The 13,004-nt window shown below is 37.8% G+C and carries 13 protein-coding genes; 8 read left to right on the top strand and 5 right to left on the bottom strand.

What is annotated here, in order from left to right; genetic code table 11:
- Genes GQR53_RS12295 through GQR53_RS12280 form a run of 4 tightly spaced genes read left to right on the top strand, consistent with a single transcriptional unit; the run spans position 1 to position 2,853 of the window.
- Entirely contained in the window at positions 1 to 1,458 is a 1,458-nt protein-coding gene (locus GQR53_RS12295) for a M48 family metalloprotease (RefSeq protein WP_165744055.1), read from the top strand.
- 53 nt (positions 1,459 to 1,511) lie between these two features.
- Positions 1,512 to 1,859 carry an arsenate reductase (glutaredoxin) gene (gene arsC, locus GQR53_RS12290; RefSeq protein ID WP_024595681.1) on the top strand — a complete coding sequence of 116 codons (348 nt, stop codon included), beginning with the start codon at positions 1,512 to 1,514 and terminating at the stop codon, positions 1,857 to 1,859.
- Positions 1,859 to 2,413, top strand: a complete 555-nt coding sequence (gene wrbA / locus GQR53_RS12285) for an NAD(P)H:quinone oxidoreductase (RefSeq protein WP_165744054.1) — start codon at positions 1,859 to 1,861, stop codon at positions 2,411 to 2,413. Before arsC ends, wrbA begins: the two co-directional genes overlap by 1 nt.
- Positions 2,410 to 2,853: a DUF2069 domain-containing protein gene (locus GQR53_RS12280; protein WP_165744053.1), complete on the top strand. Its 444-nt coding sequence runs from the start codon at positions 2,410 to 2,412 to the stop codon at positions 2,851 to 2,853. Before wrbA ends, GQR53_RS12280 begins: the two co-directional genes overlap by 4 nt.
- A gap of 80 nt (positions 2,854 to 2,933) precedes the next feature.
- Here GQR53_RS12280 and GQR53_RS12275 read toward each other — a convergent pair whose 3' ends face one another.
- Both GQR53_RS12275 and GQR53_RS12270 read right to left on the bottom strand, forming a co-directional pair.
- The gene (locus GQR53_RS12275; RefSeq protein ID WP_039487320.1) at positions 2,934 to 4,271 is read right to left on the bottom strand and encodes an ankyrin repeat domain-containing protein; all 1,338 of its coding nucleotides are present in this window, start codon (positions 4,269 to 4,271) and stop codon (positions 2,934 to 2,936) included.
- 357 nt (positions 4,272 to 4,628) lie between these two features.
- On the bottom strand, positions 4,629 to 5,222 hold the full coding sequence (locus GQR53_RS12270) for an ABC transporter substrate-binding protein (RefSeq protein WP_024595677.1): 594 nt from the start codon (positions 5,220 to 5,222) through the stop codon (positions 4,629 to 4,631).
- 245 nt (positions 5,223 to 5,467) lie between these two features.
- Between GQR53_RS12270 and GQR53_RS12265 the strand changes: the two genes are divergently transcribed.
- Both GQR53_RS12265 and GQR53_RS12260 read left to right on the top strand, forming a co-directional pair.
- Entirely contained in the window at positions 5,468 to 6,004 is a 537-nt protein-coding gene (locus GQR53_RS12265; RefSeq protein WP_039487317.1) for an acyloxyacyl hydrolase, read from the top strand.
- An 89-nt stretch (positions 6,005 to 6,093) separates the two neighbouring features.
- Complete coding sequence (locus GQR53_RS12260) at positions 6,094 to 6,240, top strand: DUF2897 family protein (RefSeq protein ID WP_076914920.1); 147 nt, start codon at positions 6,094 to 6,096, stop codon at positions 6,238 to 6,240.
- Between the two features lie 53 nt (positions 6,241 to 6,293).
- On the opposite strand, the gene GQR53_RS12255 is transcribed toward GQR53_RS12260, so the two are convergent.
- Together GQR53_RS12255 and bamC are read right to left on the bottom strand one after the other, a co-directional pair.
- The gene (locus GQR53_RS12255; protein WP_138489349.1) at positions 6,294 to 7,664 is read right to left on the bottom strand and encodes a YjiH family protein; all 1,371 of its coding nucleotides are present in this window, start codon (positions 7,662 to 7,664) and stop codon (positions 6,294 to 6,296) included.
- A 66-nt stretch (positions 7,665 to 7,730) separates the two neighbouring features.
- Positions 7,731 to 8,792, bottom strand: coding sequence for an outer membrane protein assembly factor BamC (gene bamC, locus GQR53_RS12250; RefSeq protein WP_165744052.1), 1,062 nt, complete (start codon positions 8,790 to 8,792; stop codon positions 7,731 to 7,733).
- Between the two features lie 358 nt (positions 8,793 to 9,150).
- Here bamC and GQR53_RS12245 point away from each other — a divergent pair, with 358 nt between their 5' ends.
- Together GQR53_RS12245 and bcp are read left to right on the top strand one after the other, a co-directional pair.
- Positions 9,151 to 9,684: an ACT domain-containing protein gene (locus tag GQR53_RS12245; protein ID WP_007583906.1), complete on the top strand. Its 534-nt coding sequence runs from the start codon at positions 9,151 to 9,153 to the stop codon at positions 9,682 to 9,684.
- Between the two features lie 11 nt (positions 9,685 to 9,695).
- Entirely contained in the window at positions 9,696 to 10,175 is a 480-nt protein-coding gene (bcp, locus tag GQR53_RS12240; RefSeq protein WP_002963124.1) for a thioredoxin-dependent thiol peroxidase, read from the top strand.
- Between the two features lie 576 nt (positions 10,176 to 10,751).
- Here the strand turns inward: bcp and GQR53_RS12235 are convergent.
- Positions 10,752 to 12,941 carry an AAA family ATPase gene (locus GQR53_RS12235; RefSeq protein ID WP_165744051.1) on the bottom strand — a complete coding sequence of 730 codons (2,190 nt, stop codon included), beginning with the start codon at positions 12,939 to 12,941 and terminating at the stop codon, positions 10,752 to 10,754.
- Between the last annotated feature and the right edge of the window lie 63 nt (positions 12,942 to 13,004).

The following is a 13,004-nucleotide window of genomic DNA, read 5'->3' as shown; positions in this document are numbered from 1 at the left end:
ATGCAGCTAAAATCAGCATTTATCACTTTATGCAGTGCTGCGCTTACGTTTAGCTTATTAATAAGCGAACCTTTAAAAGCGCAAACCAACTTTACGCTTCCTGATTTAGGAACTTCTGCATTACAAGCACTGCCACTCGAAAAAGAACAAGCCATTGGCGAAGTAATGATGATGCAAATACGAGGCTCATCACCAGTAATAAATGACCCAGTGCTAGATGAATACCTCACGACTATTGGCCGTAAACTTGTTGCTAATGCTAACGATGTACGCTTTCCGTTTTCGTTTTTTTGGATAAACAACTCAGAAATAAATGCCTTCGCCTTTTATGGCGGACACGTTGGTGTGCACACAGGGTTAATAGCTCAAGCCGATAACGAGAGTCAGTTTGCCTCAGTGCTTGGTCACGAAATTGCTCACGTAACACAGCGCCACTTAGCCCGAAGAATACAGCAACAACAAGATAACAGCGCGCTGACTATTGCCGGTATGATAGCCGGAATATTAGCAACCGTTGTTGCACCAGATGCGGGTATTGCCATTATATCTGCCAGCCAAACACAATCTGCTTTTAGTCAGTTAACGCATAGTCGCTCAGCCGAGCAAGAAGCTGACCGCATAGGCATGCAAACGCTTAACAATGCAGGCTTTGATGCACGTGCATCGAGCGAATTTTTAACTAAACTTGCCGCGCAAATTCGTTATAAATATAAACCACCTGCGTTTTTACTTACTCACCCATTACCAGAGAGCCGAGTATCTGATGTACGTTTGCGTGCAGAGCAATTTCCTGTGCGTCATATGAGTGCCAGTCTTGAGTTTAATTTAGCTAAAAGCCGCGTGCTTGCGCGCTACGACAACAAACCAGAAAACGCCGAAGACCTATTTAGAAAACGACTTCGCGAAAATAGCTACGATAACACCGCTTTAAAGTACGGTTTAGCTATTAGCTTACTTGATCAAAAAAAGCTTGATGAAGCAGCCCCAATACTAGATGAGCTTTTAAAAAACGATCCTAAAAACCTATTTTATATAGATACCCATACCGATTTACTCATCGCGCAAAAAAAGGCACATGAAGCCGTAAAATTTTTAGCCGATTTAAATCAGTATCGCCCTAATAATCAGGTAATTACGCTTAACTATGCCAACGCAGCACTTGAAGCTGAGCAATATGAACTAGCCGAAAATATTTTGAAGAGTTTTTTACTCGAAAAGCCAGATCATAACCTAGGCAAGCAACTTCTTGCTGATGCGTATAAAAAACAAGATAAATTAGCCTCATATCACGAAGCGAACGCCGATGTATTGGCTCAATACGGTGCTTATTTAAAAGCCGCAGACGAAGTACAAAAAGCACTTAACTTCGTAGAGCCAACCGAACTTGTAAAGCAACAACGTTTAAAAGCACTACTTACCCAGTATCGACTTTTACAAAAAGAGCTTGCAAGACTTTAAGTCTGCAAGCGCTTACCCTAAAATAGACGCAATTCACACTTTGGAATCATTTTATGTCTGTTACTATTTACCACAACCCACGTTGTTCTAAATCACGCGAAACGCTAGCGCTACTGCAAAGTAAAGCGATAGAGCCAAGTGTTGTAGAGTATTTAAAAACCCCTCTTACTCACGAGCAAATTTCAACGCTTGTAATCCAACTTGGTTTTTCATCCGTACGTGAAATGATGCGCACCAAAGAAGATGACTACAAAGCGCTTAATTTGAAAGATGAAACAAATGAGGACGCACTTATTAACGCTATGGTTAAATACCCAAAATTGATTGAACGCCCTATCGTAGTTAATAACAATAAAGCAGCGATTGGTCGTCCACCAGAAAACGTACTAAGCGTTTTATAATGAGTGCAACCATAGTGGTGCTTTATCACTCAAGCCACGGCTCAGTTGAAGCAATGGCTCATGAGATAGCAGAGTCGATAGAGCAACAAGGTGCAACCGCCCTGCTGCGTACTTTTGTGGCTAAAAATGCGCACGATATTGTGATCACCAAAGATGATTTAATAAATTGCGATGGTTTAGCATTTGGTACACCAACCCGATTTGGCATGATGGCCTCTCAAGCAAAAAGCTTTTGGGAAACCACCAGCGACTTGTGGCTAAAAGGCCAATTAATCGATAAGCCAGCGTGTGTATTTTCGTCATCAAGTAGTATGCATGGTGGAAATGAAGCAACCTTACTTAACTTATCTTTGCCACTATTACACCACGGCATGGTGCTTATGGGCGTGCCGTACGATGTACCCGAACTATTTGCAACACAAACCGGTGGAACACCATACGGTGCAACACACGTCGCTGGCAGCGCTAACAGTGCACAGCTAAGCAAAGACGAAATTAAAATATGCCAAAGCGTTGGTAAACGCCTTACTCACATTGCGAGAAAACTTAAATGAATACAGCTGACAGTCCAGCTAAAAAGCCGATTACAGTAAAGTTTCAGCGTGCCGCACTATTTGGCTATGTAGGTTTACTTGTTCTTATTCCACTGTGGATGTATTTTGTACCCCCTCTAGACGGTAATACTAGTTGGGTGTCATTGTTTTTTCCTATCATTCCTTTACTGCTGCCGCTAAGAGGCATAATTAAAGACAACACATACACCTATGCGTGGGCTAACTTTATTGTAATGCTTTATTTTATCCACGGGCTTACTATGCTGTGGGCCGCTCCTGATGAATTAATTTGGGTGTTGTTAGAGCTTGTGTTTGCCTCTTCAATGTTTATTGGCTGTACTTACTACGCAAGACACCGCGGACAAGAACAAGGTTTAAAAATCCGTAAGCTTAAAGAAGAATTAGCTGAAGAAAAAGCAGCAAATGAGCACGGTAAATAAGGCTTAACCATAAACGCTATATACAAAAAAACGCGCTTAAATTACTTTAAGCGCGTTTTTTATTAATTGTTTAAAACTAGCTAAACTAAATCGCTCAAGGCAGCTAGCACCACAATACTCGCCAACCCTATTTGAGCAATTAAGCTAATAAACGAAAAGCCTCTAAGCACAAATAAACCCCAAGGGTGTTTAATATGTGGATATAGCGCACAGCGCTTTAATGTGGTCGCAAAGAAAAAACAAATCACCGCAGTCATAGTTAAACCCAGCGTCAGCTCACTTTTAATTGAGAGGGTTTCATCAAAAAAGAAAAACAACTGTAAAGGCAGCAATATAGTCACAATAGCATGTAGCACATGCACTTTTTTAATGCGATCGAACTGCCCTTCTGGCGAAAGTTCTTTAATACCAAAATCACGCTCTAAACATTTAACTAAGTTATTAGCTTTAATACTCACCGCTAAACGGTAACAGCTTAAACCTTCTTTATTACGTGCTCTAAAATCGTATCCGGCTTTAATAAGCAGCACCATTAACGACTCATTTTTAGCAAACACAGCATAATGAAGCGCAGTATTACCTAAGTTATCTGTCGCTTTTTTGTCTTGCTTTGCAAGTAGCGTTTCAACCACATTTACAAAGCCTTTTTCGGCGGCCCACATAAAGGCTGTTTTATTGTTTTCATCAGCAAGTACACCAGTAGCGCCTTGTTCAATAAAACGCATAGCCATTGTTTGCTTAGCTGTTTTTTTACGTAAATGAGTAAGCAAAGCTTTTTCTAAGAGAACAACAGAGTCAACATCAGGAGAAACCTGCGTCAGCAGCGTAAAATAGTCTTTACCCGCTGCCACTTTTTCGCTGGCAAGTTCAGAGAGAGTATCTAAATCAGCAATAGACTCTGGTATAAACGCACTTAGGCGCTCTCTAAAATCAACTTCTTTCCAAAGCGCTAATGTGTCCTTTGCCGAGAGTTTACTTTTATTATTTAACGCATGCTCAATTAAGGTGAAGTAGCGTTTACTAAAAAATAAATCGACTAAAGACAGTGGCGTATCTATGGTATTTTGTGCAGCCACGCTTGCGTATTTTTCAAGGCGCTGGCACAGCATAAGCACTAAGCTTTCAGGGGTGTATTCATTATCGTAGTAATGGCTTTTAACCGCACTAATATACGCTTGTGCGTCTTCGTCATATTCAGAGATATGTTGAAAGTAACATTCTTCAAATGGCTCCAGCGGGGTTAGCCATGCCAAATAATAAATAGGTGGCAGCACGGTGGTGCATACACCATCGTCTTCATTTGTAGAACGACAAGCAGGCCAAGCTTCCAAAGCATCTAAAATAAAGGCACCGTTTTGTTCTACCAGTCCTTTAATAAGTAATGGGTATTCCTTTGGCCAAATCAGTACATTTTCCATTAAAACAACACAACTCCAGTGTGGCTTGGGGGTGGTAAGTTATATCAGTTTTAAGCTGACACCACGCTTAATCAAAGTGCCGATATTCTAGCACACCTTTGTTTTGCTGCTAGCGCAAAATTACGCAATAACAACAATCCTTTAGGATTATAACAATTCGCTTAATTAAGTGATTTATTTTGAGGTAGAAAACCGTGTGATAGCAAGGCAAAAATTTCGTTATTTAGTTGTTCTAAATGATTAAGTATTACTGTGGATTGGTATTGTCCTTAGCAAAAATATAAAAACGGCCAAGTACATAAGTAATTGGCCGTTTTTGAGGTTGGAGTTGGGCTTAATCAGAGCCAGACAAATAGTCTATTTACTTTTTAACTCGCTAATAACTTGCTCTAAACCCACATCAGAAATGCGTTGAATAATCTCTTTTTGTTTAGCACTTAATAGTGAAATGCCTTCAGCAACAATATCGTATACTTTCCACTCATTGTTTTTACCTAAACGAAGCTTAAAGCTTAAGTCGATAGTAGGCGCATTTGGCTCAATAATTTGCGTATTAACTGTTGCGTACTCAGAGTCACTTTTTGCGTTATTACGCTCAAATACTACTTTTTGACCCGTGTACTTCATTAGTGCACCGGCGTATGTGCCTGTTAAGTAATGCTCTACTGCATCTATAAATTGAACAGCTTGCTCGCGCTCAATACCTTTAATGTGTTTACCTAATAACTTAAACGACACAAACTTAACGTCAATATGTGGCATTAAACGTTTTTCAACAATGGCAGCCATCGCGTCTTTGCTGGCTGTACCTTTTGAGTTTACTTGGCCAATATCTGCAAAAAGCTTGTCGGCTACCGATTCAAGTAACTGATCTGGTGATTGCTGAGCTTGTGCAAATAACGAACTGCTAAAAAAAGCAGTGGCTAAAACGAATAGTTTAAAGAGTTTCATAATTGTATATGTCTGTGTGATTAAGATGGCTGTAATTTACGCGAACTATACGCAATAAAAAAGGCACAAATAAGCAACTTATTAATGCCCAATTAGCACCAATCAAATAAATAAAATAAATTCAAGCAGTTAGAAAACTCCATTAACAGCTCATATACAACCGGCATTTTGTCCTCATTGTAATTGTTAACAGGCCGCCCTTATCATTTAGTTATCAACTTAAATCAAACAAACATTTGGCACCTATGAAAACGTCACTTAAAACACTTATTATCTCATTTGTATTAGTAGTTTCACTTTTTGGCAAGCTTGCTTTTGCTCAATCGGACCACGGTTATGCCGTTGACTTTCTCAAAGGCGAAGGTAACGTAAACGGCGTTAAGCTTGCGTATCAGTACCATGCACCTAGTATGCAAAACATTATTGGTGATGCACGCTTTTACTTTGAAACCAGCGTAAACATGTGGGAATACCGCCACGGCGATGAAACACAATCAAACCTAGTACTTGCTATGTCACCTGTACTGCAATTTCCTGCTTTTAGTTTTAACAACACCCCATTTTATGTAGAAGCAGGCATTGGTGTATCACTGATTGATGAAACGCAGTTTGCCGGTAAAAACATAAGTACTCACTACCAGTTTGAAGACCGCATAGGCCTTGTAGCCGATTTTGGCCACACCAATGTTGCCCTTCGCGTTATTCACTATTCAAACGCAGGCTTTAAAGAGCCAAACCCTGGGCTTAACTTTTTAACGCTTTCGGTAGCGAGACGTTTTTAAGGTTATTGGTTGTATTTTTGAGTAAATTAATTGCTGTTATAGCGCAAAGCGGTCACACTTAAACGTACTAAATATTAAGTGATACTGCGATGCAAACTTGGCATATTGTAATTATTGTCGCTGTTGTTTTTGCTATTATCATTGGTAATATTGCGCTGATTAGACTCTCTGCAAAACAGGAGTTTATAAAGCCCAACGCCAATATAAAAAATACAACAGACACAAAAAAGCCCTGATCAATCAGGGCTTTTTCAATAATACCAATTCGCTAAATCATATTTTTGCTAATTTAGCCTACTAGCCAATGCGCCATTAGCGCAATAACAGGTAAAGTAATTAGCGTTCGCAAAATAAATATAATAAATAGCTCTAAAATATTTACCGGTATTTTACTGCCAAGTAAAAGTGCACCTACCTCAGACATATAAATAAGCTGAGTTACACTCATTGCGGCAATAATAAAGCGCGTTACATCACTTTCAATAGTCCCTGCAGCTAATATTGACGGAATAAACATATCAGCAAAGCCTACCATAATAGTTTGCGACGCTGCGGCTGCTTCGGGTACTTGCAATAGCTCTAAAAATGGCACAAACGGCATACCTAAATACTGAAATATAGGCGTATGCTCAGCAATGATCAGTGCAAATGTGCCTACCGCCATAACTACAGGTAACACACCAAACACCATATCAAGCGCGTTATGTACGCCCTCTTTTATAGTGCCTTTAACACCCGTTGAGTTATCTGCTTTAGCTAGTGCAACATCTAACGAATGGCCAAATAAAGTTTTATGACCCGGAATTGTTTCTGCGTCTCTATCTGGCTCAGTGCCATCAATGAGTAAATCTTTTTTAAAGCGCAGTGGCGGTAATCGCGGCACAATAATAGCGGCAACAATACCGGCTAAACATACCGTTGCGTAAAACGGAGCAAATAGGTATTCAAGTTTAACTTGCCCAAGCACCACTAAACTAAATGTAATTGAAACCGCTGAAAACGTAGTACCAATAATAGCCGCTTCACGTTGTGTATAATGCTTTTGATCGTACTGCCTTGCAGTCATCAAAATACCCACACTGCCATCACCTAACCACGACGCAGTACAGTCAACCGCGCTTCTACCTGGTACACCAAATACAGGGCGCATTACTTTGGTCATTAACGTACCAGCAAGCTCTAATAGACCAAAGTTAATTAATAGCGGCAGTAATAAGCCCGCTAAAATAAATACCGAAAACAACACAGGCAATAAGTCATTTAATACCAGCGCGCCAGTATTGGCCGAGGTAATCATCTCGCTGCCTAGGCTTAAGTACGTCATTAAACCAAACGCCATACCAAATAAGCGCACCACCAGCCATGTCCAGCTCACATCAAATAAATGCTTTAACAAAGGTGAGTTACATATAGCGGCGGGTTTAAACACTTTAGTAATTACAGAAATAACCCCTGTAATACAAATAATAAGGGTAATAATTGCTTGAGCAGAGCCAAGCATCATTGCTTGAACCGCTTTTGCCATAACGGCAATAGGAATGGTCATCCCTTGCGAAGTACTAATGGGTGTCATAAATAAAAACACACCAATTAACGAAGGAACCAAAAAAGTAAACCAAGTGCGCCACGTATAGTGTGAACGTTCAGGTAGCTGAGACATATTGTTTAACCTATAAAAACCACAAAAAGAGCATAGCGCTCTTTTTGTGGTAAAACTTATTATTATTTAAATTTTAATGCCGCGCTGAATGAGTGCTGCTTCTAATGCTTGTTGTAAACCATTCATAGTACCTGGCTCAAGCGTTTCGCCTTTATCATCCATCCACGTTAAGCTAGTACCGCCTTCTTTAGTTTTGCTTACTAAAATTTGGTATTGGCCTTCATCAATAGGTAGTTGAGCTACGTCATCACCCCAAATTGAATCCCAAACGCTTGTTTCTGGTTTAGTATAATCTGCAGTAATTAAGCCCGTATCTGGGTTAATTTCAACAATAGAGAACGACAAGCGCTCTAAGAATCCAGAGAAACGGTCAAACACAGCGTCGTAAGATTGCTCAGTTACAAGTGCTGCATTACCTTTATTATCAAAGCCCATTTCAAGAGAAATAATACCTTGGCGTTTACGCATATCAACTTCAAGTTGACGGTAACGGTAATCAAACTCGCTCACTACTTGGTTAAGCGCACGTACTTCTAGCTGCTGCTTGAGTAAGTCTGTTAGCGTTTTATCACCTTTAAAATCAATCAGCTCTACACGTAAAGACGCAGTGCGTTGATGTGATTTTTCTTCAATAGTGAACCTAAACTTTTCTAAATCATCGTTAACTTCATCGCCCCACCACCAAAAACTTTCTTCGGTTTTAATGATTGAATACCAATCAGTTTCAATAATACCAAGTAGCTTATCTTCTTTAGTAGTTCCTGCATTATTATCAGCTAGGACAGATTTAATCGTATCCCAAAGAAACTCATCTAAATCAGCAATGCCATCGTTTTTATCAAAATAAATACGCGCTTGTTTATCTGTCTCTTCTACCCAACTGCCTTTAGCAATTGTTAATACTTGTGCCGGTGGGCGGTAATTTGTAGCTTCAGGATTATTGTCGTATTGACCTACATCCATTTTATAAACTGGGTCTTGAGCTGGTTGAGATAACGACGCTGGTGCTTTTACAGGCTCATGCGTACGATAATTACGCTCGTCATGTGCCTTATTAATAAATACACTACACCCTGATAAACTTACCAATACACTTACTGCAAGTGCTTTTGGGATCCAATACTGCACAGATATTTCTCCTTAGCATACCCTTTAATTGTTTTAACAAATATATGAGTGGGTAATACCGATTTGGTTCAGTGTAAAATCAATATTAACTTTACATTTATTATTTGGCTGCCTAAATGCAATAAAGTTCAGCACTTCAACTTAGTAAGCAACTAAGCGCAAATAAGCAAATTTTAGCTATGGTACTTTCCCGTGCCAGTAAAAACAAGAAACACCGCACTTTAAAAGCGCTTAATTAGCGTGTGCTGTAGTTTAGAGCCCTTTTTGTGTTAAACTTCGCCGCCGTGCAACTTCTCGTGTGTATTTTTGGTGTTGCCAACTCGGTTGATATAATCCAAGTAACAAGGTATTTGAACTCATGACTGCATTTTCAAATCATCAAATTGTTTTAACAGCGATTGGCGAAGACAGACCCGGTATAGTAAGTGAACTAACCCAACTGGTTAGCGATTGCCACTGCAACATTATTGACAGCCGTATTGCTATTTTAGGCTGCGAATTTACCTTCATAATGCTACTTAGCGGCGACATGTCGGCAATAAGCCGCATAGAGCACGTACTGCCCACTAAAGCCATGGAACTTGGCCTGCTAACCATGATGAAGCGCACAGCAAGTCATACTCCTAGCGAGTTTTGTGCAGGTTACACACTAGAATACACAGGCATAGACACCCCTGGTACATTGAGCAAAGTAACGCGCTTTTTTGCCGACAATAATATTAGTATTTGCTCACTTAAGTCAGACACTTATTCCCAAGAAGACAACATAAAGATGCGTTGTGAACTTGAATTCAACATACCTGTTGATGTAGATATAGATCAATTTAAAATTAGTTTTGAGAGCCTTTCTCACACACTAAACGTAGATTATATTTTTAAACGAATTCGTTAAGGATGCTAAACATGAACACAATTAGTCCATTACAAGCTGGCGATACTGCACCCGCTTTTAGCCTACAAAACCAAAACGACGAAACAGTAACATTAAGCGAGCTGTTAAAAGAGCAACAAGTGCTTGTGTACTTTTACCCTAAAGCGTCAACGCCGGGTTGTACTGTACAAGCCGAAAACCTACGCGATGAGCAAGCACAGCTTGCTAAATTTAACACCCGCGTTGTAGGTATTAGCCCAGATCCAATTAAGCGCCTTAAAAACTTTGAAACTAAAAAAGAGCTTAACTTTGATTTATTAGCCGATGAAGACCACGCCATTGCAGAAGCATTTGGTGTATGGGGCTACAAAAAGTTTATGGGTAAAGAGTACGATGGTATTCACCGCCTGACATTTTTAGTAGGCCAAGACGGTAAAATAAAACACCTATTTGATAAGTTTAAAACTAAAGATCACCATCAAGTGGTTTTGGATTATCTTGCAGCAGAATAAGCTAGCGGCAGAGTAAGTTACTCGCTGCTAGAAAAATACAGAAAAGCGTTGCTCAAGGGCAACGCTTTTTTTATGCCTACACATTTGCCTATATAAAAACTTAAATAGTAATTGAGTAAATAATTTGTTAAAACTGCCAAAGCACTTATTATTAGCACCTTGCCAATTGGATATTTAAACCTTGAATAAAAGCCTAAAATTTAAACTTTATTTAACTGCCTTAATCATCTGTATTATAGGTTTTAATTTTTCAGAGCCAAGTATGCAATTTTACTCAAACCCGTTTTATATCGGTAGTTTCGTTTTTGCCATTGCGCTTATAATCTCTGCAATTAATTACGCCTGCCCTGCCTGTAAGAAAAACCAAGTAATGCACTCTATTTCTAGTTATAAGCTCCCAACTAACAATTGTTATAATTGCGGGAAAGAGATTGATGAGAAGAGTCATTAAATAGACGGAGTTATTACTGGAGAGTCTGGTATTCAGGGTTATATAAAATAATAATTTACCGCCTAAACCTTTAGTGTATAAAGGCAGTAAATTAACTTGCTGCTTGAAACGACTAAAATTTAAAACTAAAGACCGTCCCACGTAAGTTCTTTAATTGTTTGATACAATGAGATCAAGTGATGATTGGACATATCCATTAGTGGCTCATACATAAAAGAATTCATATGTATATTTTCTGGAGTCATTAGTACAACTTGGCTAAGCGTTTTTCTAATATTTTTAAAAGTCTCACCTTTATCAATATTTTCTTTCGATAAACGATCATATAGTTTAGCTGTTTGCATACCGTTAATTGGCGTAGTATCAATAATGTGATCTAACATAAATTCTTCAGCTTTTAATCTTATAGCTATTGATAAGGCAACTTTGTTTTCTAATCGAATTTCATCCACACTATCGATTAGAGTTTGAATAACTCTATCAGCAGTTGTATAAATAAAGTCAATAACAGGCATCGCTTTATCTATATTCTCTGAAAGCTGTAGCTCATTCATTGTATTGGATATCATGACTTCTAGGTCGCCAAGCTTAAATTCTTTTGTATTAGATTTTATATGAAGTAAAGACGTCAAATCTAAATAATCGTTGCATTTATTTCCGCTTCTATATTCGACCAAATTACGAACAAAAGGAATCATTGCAATAATAATTTGAGGTATTTCGCCAAAATGCTTTTTCCAGTAATCAAATGGTTCGGTAATAAAATTATCACCACCACCTATTAAATTGACTGTATTATCATTTTTTTGAGCTATAAAAGAATGCTTTCTTTTACTCCCATTACCTAAGACTCTACTTTGGAATGTTCTATAAAAATCAAAATTATGTGTTAATACTAATAGATTAAAAAGGCTATTTTCAGATAGTTCTTTTAGATATTCGATGATTGCGTATTTATTTTTATAATCAAAGGAATCTGCAATATCATCTATTATAATTAAAGTATTTTGCTCTTTAGCTTCCCTAGCTTTGAATTCAAATATAACGTAAAGCAAATACATTGCTCGTCGCTCACCTACAGATAAAAAATTTAGTGAATTGAGCTGCCCTCGATCAAATTTAACTTGCTGATCACTACCTTTTTGAAAAGTGAATACTATATTTGGTGCAATAGTTCCAAGTATGGCATTAGATTGGTTTTCAATACTTATTGAAAAGTTAACATGAAACCTTTCTTTAAATACCTCTGTAGCCTCGTGCCAAAGAGTTTTCTCAATTTCAGCTTCAGCCTCTATTGCCGCCAACTCTGATTTACCTGCATCAAATAAGGCTAATAAATTATCGAAAAGTACTTTTTTTTCAATATAGTATGAACACCAAATTATTTTTTTGAAATTTTGAATATCATTTAATTCAGTTGAAATCTCAGGGCAATCTTCTAGTAATTCTTGAAATGCCTTTACAGGAGCAACACCTTGAATAATTTTTTGTGATATAACTTTTAAATTACCATCACCTAAAATAGTTTCTTTTTCATGTTCGATTGCTACCTCTAATTCTGCAAGAGAATTTAGAGGCTCCCCATTTCCATTAAGCAACACTTTGTGTTCAGCTTCAAAGAATTTTTCTTTTTTCAATGAACTAATTATGGTGCTAGCTTTAACTGGATTAAAACCATTTTTCTTAAATATAGGTGATCTTTCGATCAAGTCGTTATATCTGTCTGTATAATCAGCAATACCTGATTTAATAGTCTCATCTGACAATAATTCTGTAACTTTTGGGTCAAATATCTTTGTATATGGCAGTTTCGAGTACGAGTCATTTCCTATATTAGCTAATTGGAGAAACCTTATAGATTCAAATAGGTCGGGGAGACCTAGGTCGCTTTTTATTGTACTTTCTAATTCTTCTTTTTTTACTTTTGATACTTTATTTAATTCAGTAATTAACCTTTTTTTCGCATCTAATATATCTTTATAGACTTTATCATAAACCGTTTTCATTTCTTGGTTCACTAATAAGGTTGATAAATTTTTCGAATCAAAACTAGGGCTAAATGGCTCAACTACCAATATATTTGCAGCATTAATATTCGTACCATCTGATTTTATCTCGAAGAAAGGAGTTTTTTCATAAACTAATTCTTCTGGTACTTTTCCTTCCGATATTTTTAAAAAAGTTTTTGCTAATGAGGTTTTCATCACTCCATTTGGTGCATATATCAGATTCGCATTTACACCTTCAAAGCTAAGTGTTTCGTTTAGTTGCTCTATTCCGTAACAATTTTCGAGATTTATAGATAGGGTTTTCATTTGCTTTCCTTAGCCTTAAATACAATAAATAATCATTTTCTAATAAATATATCAATATTTTGT

Source organism: Pseudoalteromonas sp. Z9A6 (assembly GCF_011378805.1).
Taxonomy (GTDB): Bacteria; Pseudomonadota; Gammaproteobacteria; order Enterobacterales; family Alteromonadaceae; genus Pseudoalteromonas; species Pseudoalteromonas distincta.
The sequence above is the reverse complement of the archived record's forward strand: the minus strand, read 5'-3'. Positions and strand labels throughout refer to the sequence as shown.

What these genes read in the sequence shown, in the direction of transcription:
- GQR53_RS12295 (WP_165744055.1), top strand. Translation starts at nt 1, where the DNA reads ATGCAGCTAAAATCAGCATTTATCACTTTATGCAGTGCTGCGCTTACG.
- arsC (WP_024595681.1), top strand. Translation starts at nt 1,512, where the DNA reads ATGTCTGTTACTATTTACCACAACCCACGTTGTTCTAAATCACGCGAA.
- wrbA (WP_165744054.1), top strand. Translation starts at nt 1,859, where the DNA reads ATGAGTGCAACCATAGTGGTGCTTTATCACTCAAGCCACGGCTCAGTT.
- GQR53_RS12280 (WP_165744053.1), top strand. Translation starts at nt 2,410, where the DNA reads ATGAATACAGCTGACAGTCCAGCTAAAAAGCCGATTACAGTAAAGTTT.
- GQR53_RS12275 (WP_039487320.1), bottom strand. Translation starts at nt 4,271, where the DNA reads ATGGAAAATGTACTGATTTGGCCAAAGGAATACCCATTACTTATTAAA.
- GQR53_RS12270 (WP_024595677.1), bottom strand. Translation starts at nt 5,222, where the DNA reads ATGAAACTCTTTAAACTATTCGTTTTAGCCACTGCTTTTTTTAGCAGT.
- GQR53_RS12265 (WP_039487317.1), top strand. Translation starts at nt 5,468, where the DNA reads ATGAAAACGTCACTTAAAACACTTATTATCTCATTTGTATTAGTAGTT.
- GQR53_RS12260 (WP_076914920.1), top strand. Translation starts at nt 6,094, where the DNA reads ATGCAAACTTGGCATATTGTAATTATTGTCGCTGTTGTTTTTGCTATT.
- GQR53_RS12255 (WP_138489349.1), bottom strand. Translation starts at nt 7,664, where the DNA reads ATGTCTCAGCTACCTGAACGTTCACACTATACGTGGCGCACTTGGTTT.
- GQR53_RS12245 (WP_007583906.1), top strand. Translation starts at nt 9,151, where the DNA reads ATGACTGCATTTTCAAATCATCAAATTGTTTTAACAGCGATTGGCGAA.
- bcp (WP_002963124.1), top strand. Translation starts at nt 9,696, where the DNA reads ATGAACACAATTAGTCCATTACAAGCTGGCGATACTGCACCCGCTTTT.
- GQR53_RS12235 (WP_165744051.1), bottom strand. Translation starts at nt 12,941, where the DNA reads ATGAAAACCCTATCTATAAATCTCGAAAATTGTTACGGAATAGAGCAA.